The 25,352-nt window shown below is 62.7% G+C and carries 19 protein-coding genes; 2 read left to right on the top strand and 17 right to left on the bottom strand.

The genetic code is table 11. The features are described 5' to 3' along the window. Positions 1-70: 70 nt before the first annotated feature. The 12 genes from fdhE to ACUN9V_RS17865 all read right to left on the bottom strand — a co-directional run bounded on the left by fdhE (position 71) and on the right by ACUN9V_RS17865 (position 17,391). A complete protein-coding gene (gene fdhE / locus ACUN9V_RS17810) occupies positions 71-1,084 on the bottom strand; it encodes a formate dehydrogenase accessory protein FdhE (RefSeq protein WP_445512345.1) in 1,014 nt (337 codons plus the stop codon). Continuing rightward, positions 1,068-1,715 carry a formate dehydrogenase subunit gamma gene (locus ACUN9V_RS17815; RefSeq protein WP_075560723.1) on the bottom strand — a complete coding sequence of 216 codons (648 nt, stop codon included), beginning with the start codon at positions 1,713-1,715 and terminating at the stop codon, positions 1,068-1,070. Before ACUN9V_RS17815 ends, fdhE begins: the two co-directional genes overlap by 17 nt. After that, positions 1,712-2,692, bottom strand: coding sequence for a formate dehydrogenase subunit beta (gene fdxH, locus ACUN9V_RS17820; RefSeq protein WP_083627618.1), 981 nt, complete (start codon positions 2,690-2,692; stop codon positions 1,712-1,714). Before fdxH ends, ACUN9V_RS17815 begins: the two co-directional genes overlap by 4 nt. A 10-nt stretch (positions 2,693-2,702) precedes the next feature. Next, positions 2,703-5,777 (bottom strand): formate dehydrogenase-N subunit alpha, encoded by a 3,075-nt coding sequence (gene fdnG, locus ACUN9V_RS17825; protein ID WP_280951135.1) that lies wholly within the window; start codon positions 5,775-5,777, stop codon positions 2,703-2,705. A 253-nt stretch (positions 5,778-6,030) separates the two neighbouring features. Beyond that, positions 6,031-8,220: a TRAP transporter permease gene (locus ACUN9V_RS17830; protein WP_445512346.1), complete on the bottom strand. Its 2,190-nt coding sequence runs from the start codon at positions 8,218-8,220 to the stop codon at positions 6,031-6,033. Positions 8,221-8,244: 24 nt separating this feature from the next. Then, a complete protein-coding gene (locus tag ACUN9V_RS17835) occupies positions 8,245-8,742 on the bottom strand; it encodes a DUF1850 domain-containing protein (RefSeq protein ID WP_445512347.1) in 498 nt (165 codons plus the stop codon). Between the two features lie 63 nt (positions 8,743-8,805). After that, positions 8,806-10,167, bottom strand: coding sequence for a TAXI family TRAP transporter solute-binding subunit (locus ACUN9V_RS17840; protein ID WP_445512348.1), 1,362 nt, complete (start codon positions 10,165-10,167; stop codon positions 8,806-8,808). A gap of 125 nt (positions 10,168-10,292) precedes the next feature. Then, positions 10,293-11,540, bottom strand: a complete 1,248-nt coding sequence (locus tag ACUN9V_RS17845; protein WP_075560719.1) for a cation:proton antiporter — start codon at positions 11,538-11,540, stop codon at positions 10,293-10,295. Positions 11,541-11,846: 306 nt separating this feature from the next. Continuing rightward, entirely contained in the window at positions 11,847-13,067 is a 1,221-nt protein-coding gene (metK, locus tag ACUN9V_RS17850) for a methionine adenosyltransferase (protein ID WP_075560718.1), read from the bottom strand. Positions 13,068-13,274: 207 nt separating this feature from the next. Next, positions 13,275-14,078 (bottom strand): class I fructose-bisphosphate aldolase, encoded by an 804-nt coding sequence (locus ACUN9V_RS17855; RefSeq protein ID WP_445512349.1) that lies wholly within the window; start codon positions 14,076-14,078, stop codon positions 13,275-13,277. After that, the gene (locus tag ACUN9V_RS17860) at positions 14,075-15,832 is read right to left on the bottom strand and encodes a glycerol-3-phosphate dehydrogenase/oxidase (RefSeq protein WP_445512350.1); all 1,758 of its coding nucleotides are present in this window, start codon (positions 15,830-15,832) and stop codon (positions 14,075-14,077) included. The genes ACUN9V_RS17855 and ACUN9V_RS17860 overlap by 4 nt, the downstream gene beginning before the upstream one ends. After that, positions 15,829-17,391 (bottom strand): FGGY-family carbohydrate kinase, encoded by a 1,563-nt coding sequence (locus tag ACUN9V_RS17865; RefSeq protein WP_445512351.1) that lies wholly within the window; start codon positions 17,389-17,391, stop codon positions 15,829-15,831. Before ACUN9V_RS17865 ends, ACUN9V_RS17860 begins: the two co-directional genes overlap by 4 nt. A 264-nt stretch (positions 17,392-17,655) precedes the next feature. Here ACUN9V_RS17865 and ACUN9V_RS17870 point away from each other — a divergent pair, with 264 nt between their 5' ends. Both ACUN9V_RS17870 and ACUN9V_RS17875 read left to right on the top strand, forming a co-directional pair. Beyond that, positions 17,656-18,762: an alcohol dehydrogenase catalytic domain-containing protein gene (locus tag ACUN9V_RS17870; RefSeq protein WP_445512352.1), complete on the top strand. Its 1,107-nt coding sequence runs from the start codon at positions 17,656-17,658 to the stop codon at positions 18,760-18,762. Further along, complete coding sequence (locus ACUN9V_RS17875) at positions 18,759-19,565, top strand: DeoR/GlpR family DNA-binding transcription regulator (RefSeq protein ID WP_445512353.1); 807 nt, start codon at positions 18,759-18,761, stop codon at positions 19,563-19,565. Before ACUN9V_RS17870 ends, ACUN9V_RS17875 begins: the two co-directional genes overlap by 4 nt. 82 nt (positions 19,566-19,647) lie before the next feature. Here ACUN9V_RS17875 and ACUN9V_RS17880 read toward each other — a convergent pair whose 3' ends face one another. The 5 genes from ACUN9V_RS17880 to ACUN9V_RS17900 form a co-directional block, all read right to left on the bottom strand. Further along, positions 19,648-20,604: a D-ribose ABC transporter substrate-binding protein gene (locus ACUN9V_RS17880; RefSeq protein WP_075560712.1), complete on the bottom strand. Its 957-nt coding sequence runs from the start codon at positions 20,602-20,604 to the stop codon at positions 19,648-19,650. 77 nt (positions 20,605-20,681) lie between these two features. Further along, positions 20,682-21,851, bottom strand: coding sequence for an ABC transporter permease (locus tag ACUN9V_RS17885; RefSeq protein ID WP_075560711.1), 1,170 nt, complete (start codon positions 21,849-21,851; stop codon positions 20,682-20,684). Between the two features lie 39 nt (positions 21,852-21,890). Further along, complete coding sequence (locus ACUN9V_RS17890; protein ID WP_075560756.1) at positions 21,891-23,447, bottom strand: sugar ABC transporter ATP-binding protein; 1,557 nt, start codon at positions 23,445-23,447, stop codon at positions 21,891-21,893. Further along, positions 23,447-24,097, bottom strand: a complete 651-nt coding sequence (locus ACUN9V_RS17895; RefSeq protein ID WP_445512354.1) for a DUF2291 family protein — start codon at positions 24,095-24,097, stop codon at positions 23,447-23,449. Before ACUN9V_RS17895 ends, ACUN9V_RS17890 begins: the two co-directional genes overlap by 1 nt. 31 nt (positions 24,098-24,128) lie before the next feature. Next, positions 24,129-25,241, bottom strand: coding sequence for an MDR/zinc-dependent alcohol dehydrogenase-like family protein (locus ACUN9V_RS17900; RefSeq protein ID WP_439286999.1), 1,113 nt, complete (start codon positions 25,239-25,241; stop codon positions 24,129-24,131). Positions 25,242-25,352 lie beyond the last annotated feature (111 nt).

Here is a 25,352-nt window from a genome sequence, read left to right on the forward strand (position 1 = left end):
GACAAGAGCCCGTAAAACAAGAGACCCCGAGGCGTCGAAAGCCCCGGGGTCCGAAAGAACAACGGAAATCTCAGGAAGAAGCCGGCTCGCCCAGCACCAGCAGCGGATTGAAAGCGCGCCGCGCCAGATCACGATCGGCGATCATCATGTCGAGCGCCAGGCTGGCGAGGTCGTCGGCCAGCGGATCGGCATCCGCCTCCCACTCGCGGTTGACCCGTTTCAGATAGCTGTGACAGTGATCACAGGTTTCCGCCTGGACCGGCAGCACCCGCTCGCCCTGCCCGTCCTCCAGGCTGACATAGTCGAGCGTCCGACTATCGCCGCACTGAACGCACTTGGCCCGTTCGGCGTACCACTCGCTGGCGCACAGGCCGCACTGCAGGTAGCGCACCCGGGAACGCGCCATGCCGATCTGGATCAGACTGCCGACGGCGGGAGCGCCACAACACGGACACAGATTATCCCCCAGACCCGCCGGTCTGGGCGGCGTGGCGGGCAGAAGCCGCGCCTGACGCGTCCACGCCACCTGCAGCGCCGCCCCCATCAGCGGCGCCATCGCGCGCTGCTCGAGTGCCAACGGCTGGCCTTCGAGCACGGCGCGAGCCAAGCCCGCCCGATCCGCGTACGGCAGCTCGCGCAGGGCCTCGAACCAGACGCGCTGAGGGGTTTCGACACGTGTATCGAGCGCGTCCAGCAGCGCCTCGAGGTCGGCCGGCCAAGACATGTCCCGCCACAAACCGTCGACCGACAGCGGCGGAATGCCATGGGTCATCGCCAGTTCCGCCCCGCCGATCAAGGAGGGCCGCGGCTGTTGCAGGACACGATGCTGGGCTTCGACGATCATCGCCATGAATTGCAGATAAGCCGCCATCGCCGGCACGCGCTCGCCTAGCTTGTTCAAGCGCTGGGCGCGCTCGGCAAACAGCTTGCGTGGCGGCAGTCCAACCACCGGCGGCGCACCCGGCGAAGGCGGTGTCTGACCGAAGGCGTGTTGACCCGTCGCACGCGCCTGGCTGTGATGATCAGAGCTCTCGCTCTCCGGGCTGTGGTCATCAGGACCGTCGTTATCAGGGCTGTCGCTCACGGCGCTGCGCCTCCTCTTGTTCGCGGGCCCACAGGCCGTGATGATGACGCGCCCAGGCGCGGGTTACCCAGCCCCGTGTCATCGCACGGATAGAGCCCTTGACCCAAATGGCGGCGTAGACGTGAACCACGATGGTGACGATGGCCACGAACGCCGACACGGCATGGAGCAGACTGGCGAAGCGGATCAACGGGATCGGGAAGAAGCCGGCAAACCACGGCCGCCACATGATCACGCCGCTGATCAGCAGCAGCGCGATCGACACCACCAGCGCCCAATAGACCAGCTTCTGGCCCGGGTTGTACTTGCCGATGGGCGGCAACTTCTCATCGCGGTTGTCGAGAACGTCATCGATCTGGCGCATCCACTGGACGTCGTTCTCGCCAAGCAGGTTGCGCCGCACGTGGCGCACCGCCATGGCGTAGAAAAGCAGCACCAGCGCCACCCCGAGAAACGGATGCAGGATCCGCGCCCAGACCGGCCCGCCCAGCGTATGACTGAGGAAGAAGAAGGCGGGATGGAAGAATGCCAGCCCGGAAAGCGCCAACAGCACGAAGACCATGGCCATGGTCCAGTGATTGGCACGATCCAGCGGCGAATAACGAATCAGACGATCGCGTGGCATCTTCATCGATTCTCTCCCGGCGGACGACCGCCCGCGCTGTTGTCCCAATCAGGGGCGTGCCGGGGCGGCTGCCGAGTCGCATCGTAACCGAGCGATTCCGGCGGCGTATCGTCGTACCCCCTCGGATCCTCTTCGGGCTCCTCCTTGGGCCCCTTGGTCATGTAGTGGATAACCCCGGCGAATGCGGTGATACCGATGATCGCCGACATGAAGGGCTTGGTCGCGCCCTTCCATGCCCCGACCAACGGCGAGATCCGCGGGTCCTTGGGCAGACCGGCGTAACGATTGGGATCGTTGGCGTGGTGCAGCACATACATGACGTGCGTGCCGCCGACCCCGGCCGGATCGTAGACCCCCGCGTCCCGGAAGCCGAGTTCCTTGAGATCGCCTACCCGCTTTTCCGCCCGAGCCAGCATGTCCGTCTTGGTGCCGAACTCGATGCAGTTGGTCGGGCAAGTCTTGACGCAGGCCGGCTCCATACCGGCATTGACCCGATCGGAACACAGCGTGCACTTGTAGGACTTCTGATCCTTCGGCGAGATTCGCGGAATATCGAACGGGCACCCGGTAATGCAGTAGCCGCAGCCGATGCAGTGGTTGGAGTCGAAATCGACGATGCCGTTGGCGTACTGCACGATCGCGCCGGGCGCCGGGCAGGCCGTCAGACAACCCGGCTCGGCGCAGTGCATGCAGCCATCTTTGCGGATCAGCCACTCGAGGTTGCCCTCCTGCGATTCGTACTCACTGAAACGCATGACCGTCCACGAATTGGCGGTCAGATCGGTGGGGTTGTCGTAGGTGCCGTGGCACTCGCCGACGTCGTCGCGCAGATCGTTCCACTCCATGCACGCCACCTGACACGCCTTGCAGCCGATGCACTTGGAGACATCGATCAGCTTGGCCACTTCCTCGACGTGACCCCGGACCTGGGGGGGCGCCGTGGTCGTGGCGGAGCGGGCGATGATGTTCTGAGAATTATCCATTTTTCGCTCCTCAAGCCTTCTCGACGCGGACGGTGAACGACTTGTATTCCGGCGTCTGGGTGTTGGCATCGCCGACGAACGGCGTCAACGCATTGACCAGGTAGCCCTTCTTGGCCACCCCGGTGAATCCCCAGTGCAGCGGAATCCCCACGTGATGAACCTGCTGGTCGCCGATCATCATCGGTCGCAGGCGCTTGGTCACCACCGCCACGGCCTTGATGAAGCCGCGCTTGGACGACACCTTCACCCAGTCGCCGGCGGCGATGCCGATCTCGTTGGCCAGCGCTTCGCCGATCTCGACGAACTGTTGCGGCTGCACGATGGCGTTGAGCTCGGCATGCTTGGTCCAGAAGTGGAAGTGCTCGGTGAGGCGATAGGTCGTCGCCGCATGCGGGAACTCCTCCGGCGTGCCCAGGTCCTCGCGATCCGCGTCGAAGATGCGCGCCGCCGGATTGTTGCGCGCCTTTTTCTTGCCGGGGTGCAACAGGTTCTGGGGCACCGGAGACTCGAACGGCTCGTAGTGCTCGGGGAACGGGCCGTCGACCATGCTCTGACCGGCAAACAGGTGACCGACGCCCTCCGGTTGCATGATGAACGGCATCTGTCCCTGCGATGGGGCCGAGTTGGTCGGGAAATCGGGCACGTCGGCGCCGACCCAGGCGCCCTGCTCGCTATCCCACCAGACGAACGCCTTGTCGGGCCCCCAGGGCCGGCCTTCCACGTCCGCGCTGGCGCGGTTGTAAAGAATCCGCCGGTTCATCGGCCAGGCCCAGGCCCAGCCCAGCGTGTTGCCGGTGCCGTAGGGATCGGAGTTGTCGCGGTTCGCCATCTGGTTGCCGGCTTCGGTCCAGCAGCCGGAAAATATCCAGCAGCCCGACGCCGTCTTGCCGTCGCTGGTCAGCTCGGCAAAGCCGGCCAGCTGCTCGCCGGCGCGACGCGTCACGTTACCCTGCTCGTCGGTGAGATCCTCGAGCGCACGCCCGTTGAATTCGCGTGCCAGCTCGTCCGCCTTGGGATCGGCCGGAATCCGGTAATCCCAAGTCAGGTTGAGAATTGGATCGGCAAAAACGCCGCCCTCATCCTGATAGAGCTGCTTCAGCTTGAGGAACAGCTCGCCCATGATCCGGGTATCCGGACGCGAATCCCCCGGCGGCGGTGCCGCGGCCCAGTGCCACTGCAGCCAGCGGGCGCTGTTGACGATCGAGCCCTCGTCCTCGGCGAAGCAGCAGGTCGGCAGCCGGAAGACTTCGGTGTCGATCTGGCTGGAGTCGACATCGTTGTACTCGCCGTAGTTTTTCCAGAATTCGCTGGTCTCGGTGTTGAGCGGGTCCATCACCACCAGATACTTCAGCGACGAGAGCGCCTTGGTGACCTTGGACCGATTGGGGAACGAGGCCAGCGGGTTGAAGCCCTGACAGAAGTAGCCATTGAGCTCGCCCTTGGACATGCGTTCGAACGTATCGAGGATGTCGTAGAGCGGCCTTTCGAGCTTGGGCAGCCAGTCGAAACACCAGTTGTTGCCTTCATTGGCGGCGTCGCCGTACCAGGACTTCATCAGGCTGACGTGGAATTTCTCGTAGTTCTTCCAATAGGAGACCTGGCCTTCCACGGTCGGCTGCTTGGTGCGCTTGTCGATATAGGCGTCGTAATCCTGCTCCTTGGCATTGGCCAAGGTCATGTAGCCCGGCAGCAGCTGCGACAGCAGACCCAGATCGGTCAGCCCCTGGATATTGGAATGCCCTCGCAACGCGTTCACGCCACCGCCCGGCATGCCCATATTGCCCAGCAGCAGCTGAACCATTGCCGCCGTACGAATGATCTGCGAGCCGATGGAGTGCTGCGTCCAGCCCAGCGCATAGAGAATGGTCATGGTCTTGTCGGGCACCGCCATCGCCGCGATCTTCTTCCAGATGCGCTGGATGGCATCCAGTGGAATACCGGTGATGCTTGAGACCATGTCAGGGGTATATCGCGCGAAGTGCTCGCGCAGCAGCTGATAGACGCAGCGCGGATCCTGCAGCGACTCGTCGCGGCGAACGAAGCCATCCTCGCCCATCTCGTACATCCACGACTCTTTCTCATAGCTACGGGTCTGCTCGTCGTAACCCGAGAACAGGCCATCCTCGAAGCCGTAGTCCTCGCGCACGATCAGCGCCGCATCGGTGTAGTTCAGCACGTACTCGCGCTGGATCTGATCGGTCTCGATCAGATAGCTGATCAAACCGCCCAAGAAGGCGATATCGGTCCCCGTGCGGATGAACGCCTTGTCCTGCGCCACGGCACCGGTACGGGTGAAGCGCGGGTCGATCGTGATCAACTCGGCTTTATTGTGTTCGATGGCCTCTGTCACCCAGCGGAAGCCCACGGGGTGCGCTTCGGCGGAGTTGCCGCCCATCGACAGAATCAGATTGGCATTGCGGATGTCGACCCAGTGATTGGTCATGGCACCGCGACCGAATGAAGGGGCAAGACCTGCCACCGTCGGTCCGTGTCAGACGCGTGCCTGGTTGTCGAACGCCACCATGCCGAGATTGCGCACCACCTTGTGGGTGATATAGCCGGATTCGTTGGAAGAACCCGACGCCGCCAGGAAGCCGGTCGTCGTCCAGTGGTTGACCGTCTCGCCCTGCGCGGTGCGCTGGACGAAATTGGCGTCCCGATCGTCCTTCATATGGCGAGCGATACGGTTCAGCGCGTCGTCCCAGGTGATACGCGTCCACTCGCTGGAACCCGCTTCACGAACCTGCGGATACTCGAGACGGCCCTTGCTGTGGACGAAATCGAGCAGGCCGGCGCCTTTCGGACATAGCGAGCCGCGAGACACCGGGTGGTCCGGGTCGCCCTCGATATGGAATACGTTCTGTTCGACGTTCTTGGAACCATCGCCCTTGCTGTAAATCAGGATGCCGCAACCTACGGAGCAGTAGGTGCAGGTGTTACGAGTCTCTTTGGCGTGGGTCAGTTTGAACTGGCGAATCGAGGCCTCGGCGGGTTCGGGGGCGAAGCCCATCATTGCCAGGCTCGAACTCGCCAACCCCGCCCCGCCCAGTTTGAAAAACTGGCGCCGAGTGACGTTGATCGACATATGCCTTCCTCATCGGTCGTTGACCAGCACCTCTACTAATGAATGGGTGCATTACATTACTTATAGCAAATCCTGTTCGCGAATGCTCGTGCCCACGCTTAGCCAATCGTCTCCCATCCCTGGGGGCGTTCCGATCGAGGAATACCAACAGAAACGCCCGCTCTCCTGGTCGGAAAGCGGGCGTAACAGCGGGTCAAGACAACGGGCGTCGTGGCGACGCCCAACAGTGCGAAGCTATATCGTCCGGGAGATTTTATGTCGTCCGGGCGGGTCTGATTTCCGGTTTCGCCTTGGCCAGCAGGAACAGCACCACGGTAATCACCGCTCCCACGATGTCGCTGGCAATGCCGGGGAAGATCAGCGCCAGGGCGCCGACCGCGGCCAGAATGCGCCAGAAGGCGTTGAGCGGACGCCGCAGATAGCCCTCGACCGCCACCGCCAGCAGCAGCACACCGACCACGCCGGTGACGATCACCCACAGCGTGTTCCACAGCGTCGCATCGATCATCAGCATGCTGTGCGCGAACACGAACATGTAGGGCACCACGAAACCGGCGATCGCCAGCTTCATCGCCTGGAAGCCGGTGGCATTGGGCGACCCGCCGCTGATCCCGGCACCGGCGTACGCCGCCAGCGCCACCGGCGGCGTCAGGTTGGCGAACAGCCCGAAGTAGAACACGAACATGTGTGCCACGAAGATCGCGGTCTCGTTGCTGCCGGCCAGCTCACGGAACATCGGCAGATTCAGCAGAATCGGCGCAGCCATGGTGCTGGTGATGATGTAGGTCGGAATACTGGGCAGCCCCATGCCCAGCACGATCGACGCGATCATGGTCAGGAACAGGGTGACCAGCAGCTGGATCATCGGAATCGGAATCTGCTGACCCAACGTCACCACCGCATCGGCGGCCTCCAGCGCCACCCCGGTCAGCGTGGCGATCCCGACGATGATCCCCACCGCGCCACAGGCCACGGCCACCGGAATCGCATTGCGTATCCCGTCATGCATGGCATCGCGGCAATCGCCGATGTCCATCTTTTCGGCGATCATGCCGAGCCTGGCACGCAGCGCATTGATCGCCACCGGAATCACGATGATCGCGAACAGCATCCAGCGGCTGGCCGGGAAGTTGGGCAGCGCGTGGCCGCCAATCAGCGCCCGCAGCTGCGGTTCGAAGATCAACAGCGCCAGAATCACGCTGAGTCCGATCGCGACACGGCGTGTGCCGCAGATCAGTACGGTCGCGGCGATCGACCAGAATGCGGCGAAGAACGGCGCCCGCCCTTCGAACAACAGCCACAGCAGCACCGCCATGGGTATCAGCAGGTGGCCGCGCTTGAGCATGACCTCCTTGAGCGGCGTCAGCTGCGAACGGGGAATGCCTTCGAGGCCGTTGCGCATGGCGCGCAGATGCACCTGAAACAGCACGCCGAGATAATAGAGCAGTGCCGGAATGATCCCGGCCAGGATCACCTGGGTATAAGGTACCGCCAGCACCTCGGCCATGATGAACGCCGCCGCGCCCATGATCGGCGGCAGAATCTGTCCGCCGACACTGGCCGCAGCCTCGACCGCCCCGGCGAAGTTCGCCTTGTAGCCGGTCCTCTTCATCAGCGGAATGGTGAAGGCCCCCGTCGTCACCACGTTGGCGATCGCCGAACCGTTGATCGATCCCAGAAACCCGCTGGCGATCACCGCCACCTTGGCCGGGCCGCCACGAGTATGCCCGGCGATCGCCAGCGCCAGATCGTTGAACAGCTGACCCAATCCCGATTTGCCGAGGAAGGCACCGAACAGGATGAACAGGACGATATAGCTCGCCGAGACGCCGATCGCCGTACCCAGCAGTCCCTCGGTGATATATACCAGGTGCGAGACGATCTGCTTGCAGGTGGCCAGAAGGATCGCCTCGTTCACCTGCGGGTAGAACGAGAGCTTGGCGTAGAAACCGTAGATCAGAAACAGCGTGGCCAGAATGGTGAGCCCCCAGCCGGTGACGCGACGAGTGGCATCCAGCACCAGCAGAATCGCCGCGAAGCCGACCACCATGTCGACATTGTTGATGCGTCCTGCCGAGGCGATGACGCGATCCGACACCACCAGCATGTAGACGCCGATGCCGAACGCGATCAGTGCGACCAGCGCATCGCCCCACGGCACGCGATCCCTCGCTCCTTTCCGGGTCAACGGATAGAGGATGAACGCCAGCCCCAGCAGGGTGTAGAGGTGGATGCTGCGCTGGGCGACATCGACCAGCGGCCCCGAAAACGAAGTGTAGAGATGGAACAGCGCCAGCAGTACCGACACCGCGGTAACAAACTGGATCACCGAACGCGGCAACCTGTCTCTTACCAGGCTTTCGCGATCGAATTTCTCCAGCGCCTCCTTGACCGCCGGATCTTCTGAGCCGTCGGCGGAGATCGTGTTCTTCTGTTCGGGCATATGTCTTCCTCGCCAAGCGGGGATCTATGACAACCAGGGTCGCACCAGTGCCGGCAAGACTTGCCACAGCGGCACCCTGAGGATGGAAAAGGTCAGTATTCTGGGAGGATCCCCACGCGCCAAGGGGACGGTGTGGCCCGCATAGATCAAGCGGTAGTGTTCTTCTACCGCCGCCTGTACCGCCAACGGATCGACCACTCTGTCGATGCCGGTCATCACCACCCAGCCATCCTCGAGATGGGTTTCGGTGCCCGCGTGCGAGGGGACGCCGGCACCGAAAGTCTTGAAGCGCGTTCCGGTGATCTCGATGGCATCATCCTCGGTCACCGCAAACCACTCTTCCCAATCTTCTTTCTCGACCGAATGCATCCAGCGCAGCGTGAAAGTCGTTCCCTGCCACCCCGGAAAGGCGAATCGCCACTGTGGCCCGTCACGAATGACCAACCAGGGCAGCGGATACGCAGCGGTGGCGACCACCAGGATCACCACCGCTACGGCACTCAGCCAGATTTTACGTGTCATGGCCGGTGGTCATGACCATTCATCAAGGCCGTGATCCGGATTGACTGGCCACGACCCTCCCACTCAGGACTGCGGATCCTTGTCCTGAGCGTTATCACCGCCACTGGTGTCGCTTCCTTCGGTAGGCTGGGCGTTGTCTTCAGGCGTCTCGGCGCTGGTCTGCTTGGCTGGCTCGGCCTCCGCACCATCGGCTTCGGTCGTCGCCGCCTGCTCGTTGGCCGGCATGGAAGCCGTATCTTCCGACAGATCGCTGTCATCACCCGCATTGGTGACATCGCCGCCATCAGTGGCCGTGCTCTCGGAAGACGACAGTGTTCCGTAGAATGTTTCGGCACCCGGGTGGATCGGCACGACCAGGTTCTTGTCCATGGTGGCGGGATCGAACTGCTTGAGCGCGCCGACGGAGACGTTGCCGGATTCCAGATAGTCGTGGAACCGCTTGGCCAGATCCTCGGCCACATCGTCACGCATGGAAGACGGCACGATCATGATGTTGCGAATCGCCACCGTATCGATGGCATCACCCAGGTCATAGCGTTCTGGCGCGCCGGCCGGAATTTCGTAGTTTTCGTAATACGGATACTTTTCCAGCAGCTTGGAGGCGACCTCGCCCTCGACCGGCACGAAGGTCACATCGGTGCTCTGCATCAATCCGGTAATGCTGGAGTTTGGCACACCAGAGGTGAAGAAGGCGGCATCGAGGTTGCCATTGCTCATTTCGGTCACGCTATCGGCGTAGCCGGTATGGCTGACCTGAGCGAGATCGTCGTAGCTCAGGCCGGCGGATTCCAGCACCTTGGCGGCGCTCTGCTCGACCCCGGAGCCCACCTTACCAACGCCGACGCGCTTGCCTTTCAGATCGGCAATGCTGTGGATGTCGCTATCGCCCGTGGCGACGACCTGCACCACGTTGGGGTACATGCCGGCGATGGCTTCGATATCGGCCGGCTGACCATCGAACTGGTTCTGGCCCTTGACGGCGTCATAGGCGACGTCGCTCATCACGATAGCCACCTGATTCAAGCCATCGTTGATATTGTTGATGTTCTGCACCGAGGCGCCGGTGGAAACGACCTGCACGCCGTCGACCAGATCGCTCTTCTCGAACACGCTCTTCAGCGCCCCGCCGATCGGGTAGTAACTGCCGCCGGTGCCGCCGGTACCGAAGATCAGGTTGACCGGATCACTGCCGCCTTCACCATTACCTTGACTGGCGCTCTCGTCACTACTCTGGCTGTCGGCAGACCCGGAAGAGGCGGTCTGCTGTGAATCGGAGCTGCCGCTGGAGGATTGGGACTCCTGCTGAGACGATGACTGCTCCTGAGTCTCGCTCTTCGCCTGATCGTCGCCGTCGTCACCGCAACCCGCCAGCAGTGCCCCGGAAAGGCCCAGCGCCGCGACCAGCATTCCTGTGCGTAACATCATGGTTCACCCCGTCATTGAAACGTCATCGACCCAGCTGATCGACGAAAAAGAAACCGTACAGTGGCTCAAGAGTAAGGAACGCCCGGCGGCGATACCATGCCTGAACCGCCGCATACCACTAAAGTCTAAGAATTTTTGGCATCCTGGGATAACACGTGTCGAACCACGCCGCCGATGGTCAGCCCCTGAACCAGGATCGAGAACAGCACGATGATGTAGGTCACCATCACGATGGTATTTCGATAATCGCTCTCGGGCAGGCCCAGCGCCAATGCCACCGAGATGCCGCCCCGTAGCCCGCCCCAGGTCAGCACACGCGTGGTGCCGGGACGAAAGTGTACCCACCGGTTCAATACGGCGATGGGCAGACCGATGGTGAGCAGGCGCGTCACCAGAATGACGACGATCACCGGCCCCGCGACGATCAAGTACGACCATTCGAACGGGATCAGCAGCAATTCGAGGCCGATCAGTACGAACAGCACGGCGTTGAGAATCTCGTCGATCAGCTCCCAGAAGCCGTCGACGTAGCGACGGGTGGTATCCGACATGGCATGCTCGCGGCCGCGGTTGCCGATGAACAGCCCGGCGATGACCATCGAGATCGGCCCCGAGACGTGAAGATGCGTTGCCAGCGTGTAACCGCCCAGGACCAGCGCCAGACTGACCAGCACTTCGATCTGATACTGATCGATGCTCTTCATCATCCAGTAGGCGACATATCCCATCACCAGCCCCAGCAGGATGCCGCCACCCGCCTCTTCCAGGAACAGCGTCGCGGAGTGCATGACCGTCAGCGCTTCGGTGGCGGTCGCCGCGCCCAGCAGCATGGTGAACACCACCACGGCTACACCGTCGTTGAACAGCGACTCGCCGACGATCTTGATCTCCATGTCATCGGGCGCACCCGCACTGCGCATGATGCCGAGCACCGCGATGGGGTCGGTCGGCGCGATCAGCGCCCCGAAGACCAGGCAATAAAGATAGGGGACATCAATATGAAAGGTGCGAAAGAGCCACCAGGCGGCGCTGCCGACCGCCAGCGTCGAGATCACCACACCGATGGTGGCGAGAAAACCGATCGAGTAGCGATAGCGCTTGAGCTTGTGGAAATCGACGTGCAAGGCACCGGCGAACAGCAGAAACGACAGCATGCCGTCCATCAGCAAGGCGTTGAAGTTTATCTGCCCCAGCCAGGTTTCGGCCCAGTCGGTAATGGCATCGAACCCGACATGACTCAGGACGATCAACAGCACCGACGCCACCAGCGAGATGAACATCACGCCGATCGTCGCCGGCAGCTTGATGAATCGATAGTTGAACCACGCGAACAGCGCGGTGATCGTGATGAAGACTGCTGCGATTTCCAGCATGGAATCCTTTCCCGTTGCCAGCCCTGGCGGATGGTCGATGTACTCGCGGCGGCGTCATTAACGGCTGCTACGTCATAAACGGCTACTACGTCATCAATGGCTGCTACGCCATTAACGATAGTGGCTCGGGCCGTCGATCACCACGATCGGTGATCTACCCGGTCGCCAGCAGATTCGGAAAACGGTAGCCCTGGTAAGACAAGCTCGAAAAAAAGCGGACCCGGGTCGGGTCCGCTATTGCCTCTCTACAGGTCGGACTTCAACGCCCGGTTCCAAACCGGCCGGGCGTATCAGCCACTGCGGCTTTTACAGACCGGCAGCAGCCTTCAAGTCTTCCGCCCTGTCCGTCTTTTCCCACGGGAACGCGGTGAAGGTCTCTGTCTGGGTTTCGCCGTTGACGTCGGTCCAGGTGTAGCTCGATTCGAACGGCTCGCGGCCGAAGTGACCGTAGGCGGCGGTCAGCTGATACATCGGGTGGAGCAGGTCGAGCATCCGCGTGATCGCATGAGGGCGCAGATCGAAGTGATCGCGCACCAGCTCGATGATCTTGGCTTCGCTGATCCTGGCGGTGCCGAAGGTGTTGATCGAGACCGAGGTCGGCTCGGCGACGCCGATGGCGTAGGAGACCTGAATCTCGCACTTGTCGGCGAGCCCGGCGGCGACGATGTTCTTGGCCACATAGCGTCCGGCATAGGCGGCGCTGCGATCGACCTTGGACGGGTCCTTGCCCGAGAACGCCCCGCCGCCGTGGCGTGCCATGCCACCGTAGGTGTCGACGATGATCTTGCGTCCGGTCAGGCCGCAATCGCCCACCGGGCCACCGATCACGAACTTGCCGGTAGGGTTGATGTGAAAACGCGTCTTGTCGTGAATCCACTCCGCCGGGAGGACATCACGGATGATCAGATCTTCCACCGCCTTGCGCAGATCTTCCTGGGAGATGTCCGGATCGTGCTGGGTCGACAGCACCACAGCGTCGACGCCATTGGGCTTGCCGTCGTCGTCATAGCTGAAGGTGATCTGGCTCTTGGCGTCCGGGCGCAGCCACGAGAGCGTGCCGTTCTTGCGCAGCTCGGCCTGACGTTCGACCAGCCTATGCGAGTAGTGGATCGGCGCCGGCATCAACGAGTCGGTCTCGTTGGTGGCGTAGCCGAACATCAGACCCTGATCGCCGGCGCCCTGATCTTCGGGCTTGCTGCGATCGACGCCCTGGGCGATATCGACGCTCTGCTTGCCGATCAGGTTGATCACGCCGCAGGTTTCACCATCGAAACCGACTTCCGAAGAGGTGTAGCCGATATCCATGATCACCTTGCGCACCAGGTCTTCCAGATCGACCCAGGCGGTGGTGGAAATTTCACCGGCAACGATGGCAACGCCGGTCTTGACCAGCGTTTCGCAGGCCACGCGAGCCTGCTTGTCGCGCGCGATGATGGCGTCGAGGACAGCATCGGAGATCTGGTCGGCAATCTTGTCCGGATGACCTTCGGACACGGATTCGGAGGTAAACAGAGAGTATTCGCTCATGGCGTACGGAGATCCCTTCGTTCACTGGCTGCGGCCCGCCAATGCGACCCGCGAAACAAAAAAACACAGCGCCGCCGGTCGGAAGGACGGTTGAAACGACGCACCACATCGCTGTTCCGAACGCGCCGGGACAGGGTACGAAAGTCTACACACAGAATCGCTAGCTGCCTATTCTTTGCCACCTAAGCCCCCGATTGACCAGCACTATCAGACACGGGTCATACCGTGCACCGTATCGATCAGTCGCTCGATACCCGCCGTCGCGTTCTCGCGCTGCCAGGCGTTACGCCCGAAGATCACCCCGCGCGCACCATTGTCCAGGGCATCGCGGGTAAAGCGCGCCAACGCCTCGTCGTCGTTCATCGCCGCCCCGCCCAGCACCAGCACGGGAACCGGACAACTCTGCACCAGGGTCCGCATGTCCTCGGGATCATCGGTATATTGCGCCTTGATCAGATCGGCACCCAGCTCGGCGGCGATTCTCGCGACTCGCGCGATCCGTTCGGCGTCGAGACGACCCTCCTCGCGGCTCCCCCACACCACCGCTTCGACGATCAGCGGCAACCCGATCGCTTCACACTGACGCGCGGCTTCCGCCACCGCCTCGAGGTTGTCGGCCTCCCGCCTGGGATCGTCGTAACCGGATATCAGGCACATCACCACCGCGTCCGCCCCCATCGCCTGGGCCTGGGCGGGCGTGGCGATCATACGGTGATACTCCTCCCCGGCGAGCATGAAGTCGCCCACCATGGGGTAGTCGATTCGCAGCACCACCCTGGGCGCCCGACTGTCGGCGAACAGGTCCCCGCAGGACTTGAGCACGCCCGGCGACAGCAGTACCGCCTCCGGCCTGGCCGCGACGATGGCCTCGCAGGTCCGACGCGCATCGATCGCGTGCGCGACCGGCCCCGCCAGCAGTGTCCGATCGAACGCCACCATGCAGCTCAACTGCGTGTCGCGGCGGAACAATCGCCCGGTCCGCAACCCACTGGAAGAAAAGACGGTCGTCATGGCGAGTTCTCCTGAAAAGACGACTCTGCCGGTGTCAGCGAGACGCCGTGTGCGTGCATGGCGACGTCTCTAGCCCGTTCGATTTCACTGCCTCGGCGCGCGTCCGACCATCCCAGCGCAGCACCGCAGAGCGCGGCCACCTCGTCGATCACTGCGCCGTCCAGCTGGCCGGAGAGCGCGATCGGCAAGCGCCGGAACAGCACATCGGCCAGATGTTCGACGCGCTCGAAGCGGCAGACGAAATCGATCTCTCCTTCACGATAGTCGACCAGCGAATCCAGCGGGCGCTGACGAGAGAGGCCATCGACATCGATCCGTTCACAGTGACGTGCCACCGCGTCGCCACGTGTTCCATAGCGCGCCAGCAGTACGATCGCGCGGCCACGATCTCCATCACAGAGTTCGGTGACACGGGCCAGCCACATCTCGCGTGCCGCCGCATCCCGGGGGTAATCCTTCCCCCCGCCGATCGCCAGCTGGCGGGTATCGAGCTCGCGACGCCGGCCCAGTCTGGCGAGCACGTCGTCGGCGACCTCCTCGGCGAACCCTCGAAAGGTGGTCCATTTGCCGCCGATCAGCGACAGCACCGGCCAGTCGTGGATGCGGTCCTCGACGATGGCGTGATCGCGGCTGATCTGCCCCGGATCGGCGGCGTCGCTGCGTGGCAGCGGACGCACCCCGCTATAGCGATAGCGGACCTGTTCGGGGCCGATCGGCACGTCGGGGAACAGATAGCGCACCGCCTCGAGCATGTAGTCGCGCTCGTCGTCGTCGCAGACGGCCTGATCGGGATCGGTACAGCGAATATCGGTGGCGCCGACCAGCACGTGACTCATGAACGGATAGATCAGGCAGATGCGCCCGTCCGGGGTGCCGAAGTAGATCATACGGCCGTCGAGTTGATCGCGAACCTGCGGCACGTCGACGATCAGATGCCCGCCCTTGGTGCCACCGATATGCCGAGTCTCGAGACCCAACTGACGGTTAATCTCGTCGATCCAGGCGCCGCCGGCGTTAACGATGATCTGCGGTCGCACCGTGAAAGCGCTGCCCTCTTCATCCTCGAAATTCACCGTTCCCCTGTCGGCGCCGCTTAGATCGACGTGGTTGAGTGCCATCGCCCCGCGATGGGTTCGGCAGCCGTCGTCGATCAGCTCGAACCCGAGGCGCTCGGCCTGACTGATCGCCGCGTCGTAATAGGTGTGCAGCGCGCGAACGTCGCGACGGATATCCGGCAGCGACTGATGCACCCTGCGGCCCAGCGTCAGCGAGTGACGCGGCATGCTGCGAAAATGACGCCCGAAGAAGTCATAAAGCGTCAGCCCCAGCTCACTGATCAGAATGCCACGGTCATCGATCTTCGCCGGACGACGAAAGAAACGCTGAATCGACGGCCAGATCCCGCCGAACCAGCTGTGCGTCGGCATCGCGGTGCGCAGCGGATGCACCACGTGGGGCGCATTGCGCAGCAGCAGATTGCGCTCGCGGGTCGACTGCGCCACCAGCCGGAACTCGCCGGTCTCCAGATACTTGAGGCCACCGTGGATCAGCCGCGACGGCGCGGCGCTGGCGCCGGCACAGAAGTCCTGCTTGTCGACGATCAGGACATCGACCCCCTGCAGCGCCAGGTCGCGAAACAGGCCGGCACCGTTGATGCCGGCACCGATGATCAGTACCGACACCGAGGGATCGGCACGCAGACGTTCCAGCGTTTGCCGACGACTCAACGGTGGTGGATTCAAGGGTTGCGTCATCGGGTGGCTCCCGGTTGCGGCATGGATTCGCTCGAGCTAGCGGACGAATTCGAAGACGTGGCCTCGGCGTCGAGCATCGTCCACAGCGATCGCATCCCCTCGACCAGCCGCTGATAGCGCTCGAAGCCCTGCTGACATTCGGCCTGGCGCTCTTGATCCGGCAGGTAACGATGGCCGACCTCGCAGAGCCGAGTCGCTGACTCGATCGAGGGAAAGACTTCGGCGGCCACGCCCGCGCAGATCGCGGCGCCCCAGGCGGCAGCCTCGTGAATCCGCGACGTCTCCAGCGGCCGCCCCAGCGAATCGGCGAACAGCTGGGCCAGCCGCGGCGAGTGACTGCCGCCGCCGGTGATACGCACGCGGTCGATATTGAATGTCGACGCCAGCGCATCGACATGAACGCGGTGGTTGAATACCACGCCTTCCAGAATGGCGCGCAGCACGTGGCCCCGATCGTGCCAGCCCTGGAGGCCGAACAGCCCGGCGCTGGCGGGTTCGTCGTAGGGCGAGCCGTAAAGGAACGGGTGATAGACCAGTCGTGACGAGCTGCGGAATGCAGCGTCGAGCGCCGCCTCCATGTCGGCGAGAAAGGCGCCGGTGCCGCCATCGCCGGGCCGGCCCCATTGGCGATGGAACCATTCGAGATTGCTCGAGGAAGCCGGCGAGATCGCCATGTTGAGCCACTGACCCGCACGCAGACCGTTGCGCGTCGCCCAGCGCGGATCGGGCTTGGGTGCGTCGGAGAAGACCTCGTTGATACTGAAGGTGCCGGCCGCGATGGTCAGCGTATCCGACGCGATATTACCCAGGCCCACCGCACTGGCCGTGACGTCGTGCAGCCCCGTCGCCACCGGCGTGCCCGCCGTCAGCCCGGTGGTGCGGGCGGCCGCCTTGCACACGCGCCCGGCAATCTCGTCGGACAGGCGAACGTCCGGCAGCGCCTCGAACATGGATTCGATACCCAGCATCGATAGCGCCTCTCGGCTATAGCGTTGGGTATTGACGTCGGTATAACCGGTGCTGGCTTCGGTGAAATCGGTGGCGAGCTCGCCGGTCAGCTTGAATCGTAACCAGTCCTTGCAGGTCAGCACGTGCCCGAGCGCCGCAAACCGTTCGGGCTGATATTGCTGCATCCACGCCAGCAACGTCACCGGCGAGAACGCGAAAGGCATCTGACCGATACGGGCCAGCGCCTCCTCGCGCACCCCCTCGCGGCACCAGCGCTCGACGATACCTGCGGCGCGGCTATCCAGGGAGGTAATGGCATGACCGAGCGGCCGGCCTTCCCGATCGAGCGGATAGAGCCCGTCGCCATGGCCGGTGACACCTACTGCCAAAATATCGCCGCCATTCAGCTCGGCGTTCGTCAGCGCGGCGCGTATCGCCTGGACGGCGCTGGACCAGGCCGCCGTCATGTCGCGCTCGACCCAGTGCGCCTTGGGATGTTCGAGTCGAGAATCCTCCCGTCCGATCCCCACGACGGTGCCCTGGAGATCGAAGATCACCGCCTTGGTGGAGCTGGAACCGCCATCGAGCCCCAGCAGATAACCGCGCGACATGACTGTCTCCTGTTGACGGCGCTGCCCCTGACGCGACCAGCACCTCGCACGGTCATTTCTAACACTTTATTGAGATAAAACGACGTTAGACGTTGGTGTTAAAGATCGCGCAGATACCAATCTATTCTTTCACTTTCAATGAACTAAAAACGCATCACTAAAAGCAGATACCTGCCGCGACCAAAGTCATACGGCGAATCGTCACTTTTTGATGTTATGTCTGAAGGGATCATTTACGCCCTCGACATCACCGGAGCACGCCCGATGCCCGACTCTCACCTTTCTCTACCCAAGGACATGCAGGCCGTGGTCTGCCGCGGACCCGGCGACTATCGCCTCGAGCGCGTGCCGACGCCTTGCCCCGGCCTTAACGAGCTGGTGCTCAGGATTCAGGCCTGCGGCATCTGCTCGAGCGATCTCAAATGTCGCGACGGCGCCGCGATGTACTGGGGTGACGGCGATCGCTTCACGCCTTTCGTCAAGCCGCCGATGATCGTCGGCCACGAGTTCGCCGGCGAGGTGGTCGCCCTCGGCGAAGGCGCCGCCGAACACTTCAACGTCGAGCTGGGCATGCGCGTGGTGCCGGAGCAGATTCTGCCCTGTCGACAGTGCTTTTATTGCCAGCGCGGCCACTACTGGATGTGCGAGGTGCACAACATCTTCGGCTTTCAGGGCGGCGTCGCCAACGGCGGCATGGCGGAATACCTGCGCGTGCCGGCCAACGCGGTGCTGCATCGGGTGGACCCGCGCCTGAGCCTCGAGGACGCCGCCTTTCTCGAGCCGCTGGCCTGCGGCATTCATGCCATCAATCGCGCCGACATCCAGTTCGACGACACCGTGGTGATCGCCGGCGGCGGACCGATCGGCCTGGCGATGGTGCAGCTCGCCAGACTCAAGACCCCCAGACAGCTGATCCTGGTCGACACCCATGACGAGCGTCTGGCACTGGCTCGCGACTATGGCGCCGATCATGGCTTCAACCCCCATCGCGACGATATCGCCGGGGAGATACGCGTCTTGACCGGCGGCTACGGCTGCGAGGTCTATATCGACGCCACCGGCTCGTCGAGCGGGGTGATCCAGGGCCTGGAATCGCTGCGCAAGCTGGGCCGTTTCGTCGAATTCAGCGTATTCAAGGAGCCCACCAGCGTCGACTGGTCGACGATCGGCGACCGCAAGGAGCTGGATATCCGTGGCTCTCACCTGTCGCCGCACACCTACCCGGTGGCGATCGACCTGCTGGCCCGCGGGCTGGTGACGACACGCGGCATCGTCACCCATCACGTGCCGCTGGCCGATTTCGAACGCGGCTTCGAGATCGCCGCCCAGCGTGATTCGATCAAGGTCGTGCTGACGACGGGAGGGTCATGACCTCGCTCGAAACCGTGCCGCCTCGACCCACGACGAGGGGCGCAACAGCACGTCGCCAGGCGATGCTGGATTACATCATTCAGGCCGGCTCGGCCCAGGTCGACGAGCTGGCCGCGCGCTTCGCCGTCAGCCGCATGACGGTGCACCGAGACCTCGATGCGCTTTCCGAACAGGGCATGGTCAACAAACAGCACGGCGGCGTCACCACTCGCTCTTCCAGCGTATTCGAGAGCAATTTCGCGTTGCGCTCGCACATCGCCACTCGAGAAAAGCAGGCGCTGGCGCGCGCGGCGCTGGAGGAGATCGCGCCGGGCGAAGCGGTGATGCTCGATGACTCCACTACCGCCAGCGAGCTGGCCTCGCTGCTACCAGCACTCGAGCCGCTCACCGTCATTGCCAATGGGCTGGAAAGCATCGATCGGCTCAAATACTCCAGCGGCATCAAGCTGATAACGCTAGGCGGCGACTATCAACCGCGCTTCAACGCGACCTTCGGCCTGCTCTGCGAGCAGACCCTCGCCAATCTGCGCGCCAATGTCGCGATCCTGTCTGCCTCGGCGATCCTGGGTACCACCGCCTATGTGCAGGATCCTGCCGTGACCCAGATCAAGCACGCCCAGATGGCGGCCGCCGAACGCCGAATCCTGCTGGTGCATAGCGCCAAGTTCGGCCGCAGCGCGCTGCACCGACTGGCCGATCTTGTGGAATTCGACCTGGTGTTGATCGATGAAGGCCTAGCCGCCGAGCATCGCCGCGAGCTGGACGACGCCGGCATCCGCTACCGCTTGATCAGGATTTTGTAGCGAAGCCCACGAACGGAATCGCCGCGAGCCAGAGGCCCGCGGCGATGTCGTCTCAACAGAACCTGACCTGTTCAGCAGAGCATCACTGCTCCAGCACGAACGGCGACGTGTACTTGTCGACATTGTCCGGGGTGATCAGCAGGCAATCATAGAGCTTCTTCTCGCCGTCGATCCCGGTTTCTCCGGTGTTGATGAACTTGTCAGCCATGCGCACGGCGTCTTCGGAGAAGATCGCCACCGGCTGCAGCACGGTATACGCCAGTTCGCCGGCCTTGATCGCATCGACCGCATCGGGCGAGCCGTCGAAGCCGCCGACGACGATACCATCCAGCTTGCCGGCTTCCTTGAGGGCGGAGATCGCGCCCAGTGCCATCTCGTCGTTGCCGCTCATCACGCCCTGGATATCCGGGTGCGCCTGCAGCAGACTCTGCATCTTGTTGTTGCCCTGAGTCCGATCCCAGTTGGCGACATCCTCACCGACCTTCTTGAGATCCGGATACTGGCTCAATACGGTTTCATAGCCGTTGGAACGCGTCGCGGCGTTGTTGTCCGACGGTGCACCTTTCAGCTCGACGTAGTTGGCCGAATCGCCGACCGTCTGGACCCACTGCTGCGCGCCCATTGCCGCGCCCTGGGCATTGTTGGAAACCAGCTGCGCCTTGGCCAGCCCCTGTTCGTTGATTTCGGCATTGACCAGGAACACCGGAATGCCGGCGTTGACGGCCTTGCGCACCGCCCCGACGGATCCATCGGCGTTGGCCGGATCGAGAATGATCGCCTTGGCCTGATTGGTGATCGCGGTATCGATCTGGCGGCTTTCGGTATTGGTGTCCCCTTTATGGGCGCTGACATTGGCCTCGTAACCCAACTCTTCCGCGGTTTCACGGGCGATCTTGCCCTCCGTGAACCAGTAAGGGTTGGAGGTGTCGTTGACGATGATCGAGATCAGCCCCTTGTCCTGCGCCATGGCAGTGCCGGCGAGTAGTGGCGCACTCACGGCGAGGGCGGCGATCAGCAGGCGTTTTCCTGTCTTGAACATGATGAATCACCCTTCTGTTGCGGTTGTGTTTGTATAGCTGGTGTTGCTCTGGCTCACATTGATTGGAATCGCATCGATCAATGCTGTGTTGCCGGCTTGCCGGCGGTACTTTCCGCCTCGCTCGTCACGCGTGCGGCGTCGGCGTTCGAGGACGGAGAAGAAGGATTGGCGGGCGCCCCGGGATTCGGCGATCCCGGCTCGGAAACCTTGTCGACGCGCTTCTTGCGCCCGCTGTACTGAATGCTGTTGAGCAGAACCGCCAGCACGATCACCGCACCGGTGAACACGGTCTGCCAGTAGGAAGAGACGCCGATGATGACGAGACCGTCGGAAAGAAAGCCGATCACGAAAGCGCCGAGCAGCGTGCCGCGCACGTTACCGCGGCCGCCGGTCAGCGCCGCGCCGCCGATGACCACGCCGGCAATGGCCGTCAGTTCGTAGGTGGTGCCGGCGGTCGGACCGGCGGAAGTCAGCTGGGACGACAGCACCAGGCCGGCGATGGCCGCGCAGATGCCGGAGAGCACGTAGACCGAGACCTGCACTCGCTTGACCGGCACACCGGAGAGTTCGGCCGCCCGTGCGTTACCCCCGGTGGAGTAGACCCAACGCCCGAAAGGCGTACGGGATAGCGCCAGCAGCGCAACGATCGCCACTACCGCCAGGATCAATACCCCCACCGGCACGCCGAACAGGCGATTGAAACCCAACCAGTCGAAACCGGTATTGCCGAGCTCCGCGCTGCCGCCGAGGTTGTTGTAGGTCAAACCGTCGGTCATCAGCAGCGCCACGCCGCGAGCGACATAAAGCAGCCCCAGCGTCGCGACGAAGGCTGGCACCTTGAAGTAGGCGATCAGCACCCCGTTGATGGCGCCAATGAACGCGCCGACCGCGCAGGTCAGGATGACCACCACCCACACCGGCGGATAGAGCGTGACGCCGAACATGTCGAAGCTCACGCCCTGCATCAGAAAGCCCGCGACCACCCCGCACAGCCCCAGCGTCGAGCCCACCGACAGATCGATACCGCCGGTGAGAATGACCAGCAGCATGCCGATCGACAGCAGCCCGAAGATCGCCACGTGGGAGGACATGGTCAGGAAGTTGCTGGTCGAGAAATAGACCGGCGACAGCGACGAGAAAATGATGATGATCGCGATCAGGGCGAAAAAGGCTCGCCCTTCGAGCAGCAGGCGCCCCAGATCGAAGCCACCCCGTTGGCGCTCTGCCGCTTGGCTGTGTTTGGACATATCAAAACTCCGTTCGAGAAAAGGCGCTAACGTGTTCTTTCAGGCGACCACCGCCTCGCCGGAGGCCGCCATGATCTGTTCCTTGGAAGCGTCGGCGCCGAATTCGGCGGCGATACGCCCACGACTCATCACCACGATCCGGTGGGCAATGCTCAGACATTCGCCGACTTCGGAAGTAGAGAAGACCACCGCAAGCCCCTTTTTGGCCGCCCCTTCTGCCAGCAGCTTGAACACCTCGGCCTTGGCACCAATGTCGATGCCGCGACTCGGTTCATCGAGCACCACCACGCGCGGATGCGTCGCCAGCATCTTGCCGATGACCACCTTTTGCTGGTTGCCACCGGAGAGCGAGCCGATCTCGGCACTGGGGCCGTCGGTCTTGATATGGACGTTGGCGATCGACTCGTCGACCACACCGCGCTCGCGGTTTCCCGACGTCAGCAGCCAGCGAGTGAACGCCTTGATGCTTGCCAGCGACAGGTTCTCGCCCACCGACATGGTCTGCACCAGGCCATCGCGCTGGCGATCTTCCGGCACCAGCACCAGCCCCTTGGCGATGCGCTCGGCGATGCTCAGGTGCGAGACGTCCTCGCCTTCCAGCACCACTCGCCCGCCGCTCAGCGGCACGCGACCGGCGACGCACTCGAGCAGCTCGGTTCGCCCGGCGCCCATCAACCCGTAAATGCAGACGATCTCTCCGGCACGGACGTCCAGCGACAGATGATCGACCACCGAGCGATCCGGCACGGCGGTGTCGGCGATGCTGACGTCGTCGAGCGACAGCGCTATCTCGCCCAGGGCATGACCGGTCGGCGGCGAGCCGAGATCGAAGTTCTCGCCAACCATGTTGCGCACGATCCACTCCAGATCGATGTCCGCCCGTCTGGCATAGGCGGTCATCACGCCGTCACGCAGCACCACCGCGTGCTCGGTGATGAGCAGCGCCTCTTCCAGGTGGTGGGAGATATAGACGATCGATACCCCACGGCTCTTGAGGTCGCGAATCACCCGAAACAGGACCTCTACCTCGGTCGCCGACAGCGCCGAGGTCGGCTCGTCCATGATCAGGATGCGGGAATTCACCGATAGCGCACGGGCAATTTCGACGATCTGCTGCTGGCCCAGGCGCAGATCCTCCACTGGCGTCAGCGGATCGATCGGCTCGTCGAGTTCTTCCATCAAGGCGCGGGTCTGACGGGCTTCCTCGGCATAGTCGATGCCCATTGCCCCCTTGATCTCGCGCCCCATGAAGATGTTGTCACGAACGCTGAGATTGGGCGCCAGACTCAGCTCCTGATGGATGATCGAGATCCCCAGGCGCTGCGCATCGGTCGTCGAGGAAAAGCGCACCGGCTCGCCCTCCAGCAGAATCTCGCCGGAGGTCGGCTGCATCACGCCGGAGAGGATTTTCATCAACGTCGACTTGCCGGCGCCATTTTCGCCGAACAGCGTGGTCACCTGACCCCGGTAGACGTCGAAGTTGACCGTTTTGAGCGCCTGCACGCTGCCGAACGACTTGGCGACATCCCGCGCCGACAGCACGATGTCGTCGGCGGGTTCGCTTACAGGCGCGGGCTGGATGGGAGATGAAGGCATCATTCCACCTCCAGACTGACGGGTGTCACCAGCCAGTTCTTGGGATTGATCAGCTTGAACACCCCGGTCACGCTGACGCTCTTGCCGTCGAGGTTGGCCGTGTCCACATCCGCCAGTACAGCCTGTTTCATAGCATCGTTGATCGACGCGCCCGCATTCTGATACTCGATCTGGTTGGTGAACTCGCCGAACGATATATCGCCGGTAGCATCGCGCAGGTCGGTGCCGTTGATCGCCGGGCCGGTCTGCACGCGAATGGTGATGTCGTCTGACACGCCGTCCACGCTGACCGGATAGATGCCGGAACGAGCTTCGCCGAAAGTGCCGGTGAACGTGACCGGCACCACCGGTCCGAAACCTTCGCCAACGCCATATTTCTGCCCCGCCGCGGTGGAGTCATCGAGAACGGCCGACGCCAGCTCACTGGCCTCGACCGCACGCTCCTCGACGCTGGCCTGGATGTCGGGGAAATGCTCGCCACCGTAGGTGTCCGCCGAGAAGCCACCCTCGAGCGCCGCTTCCGAGCCGATCTCGACCACCTTGGTATCCCAGGCCATTACGGCCAGCACTACGACCACGCAGGCACCGATGATCAGACGTCCCTTCAGCTTGTTCGGCGCCGCTGGCCGACTGGCAACTGCTGCACTCATGAAAAGCGTCCTCTTTTGCAAACCTGTCGGCTCAAGGGATCAGCACGATCTTCAAGGACTTCGAACCGCTCTTCATCAGCTCGAACCCTTCCTCGTACTTCTCCAGCGGCAGCTTGTGGGTCACCACGCCGTCGGTGGGATAGTCGCCGTTGCGAATCCCCTCGATCACCAGCGGGTAGCAGTACGGACCCAGGTGCGATCCCAGCACGTCGAGTTCCTTGCGGTCGGAGATGATGCTCCAGTCGACGCTGACCGGATCCTTGAACACGCTGAACTCGACGAAGCGTCCCAGCTTGCGGATCATCGATAGCCCCTGCTCCACCGACTTGGGATGCCCGGTCGCCTCGATATAGACGTCGCAGCCGTAGCCGTCGGTCATCTCCTTGATGATCGAGACCACGTCGTCGCGCTTGGGGTTGAGGGTCAGATCGGCTCCGAACTTCTTGGCCAACTCCAGGCGATCGTCGAACAGGTCCAGCACGATCAATTTCTCGGCACCCGATTTCTTGGCCGCACCGACCATGCCCAGCCCCAGCGTACCGGCGCCGGAAAGCACCACCACATCGCCCAGCTCGATTCTGGCGCGCTGCACCGCATGCAGCGAGCAGGCGTAGGGCTCGATCAGGATCGCCTTCTCCAGCGGCAGTTCCTCGGGGACGTGATAATTGATCGCCTCCTTGGTGAACTTCATGTACTCGGCCATACCGCCGTTGACATTGTTCTGGAAGCCGTACAGGTCGTGCTTTTCGCACATCCAGTACTGACCCCGACCGCAGAAGCGACAGTTCCAGCACGGCACGATCTGTTCGGAGATCACGCGATCGCCAACTGCATAGCCTTCAACCTGAGCTCCGACCTTGACCACCCGCCCGATGAACTCGTGCCCCGGGATCATCGGCGCCTTGATATAGGCCGGCTGGGTCTCGTCACCCCAGAAGCTGGGCGCGCCATCGTAGGACTTGATGTCACCGGCGCAGATGCCACACCCCTCGACCTTGATCAGAATTTCCTTGTCATCGATCTCGGGAACCGGCACTTCCTCATAGCGATAATCGTTGGGCGCATAGGCGACCACCGCCTTCATCGTCCTGGGGATATCGCCAGCGGGAGTCGGCTGCGTGGATGTAACGGTAGATTCGCTCATGGGGCCTCCGGAAAACACATGATCAAACTTCGGTCATATGTTTTTAGCCTTATCTTGACCATGACATCAATAGCTCGCCTTCTAAGACTTTAGCCAAAGTTATTTTTTAAT

The organism is Salinicola sp. V024 (assembly GCF_052645315.1).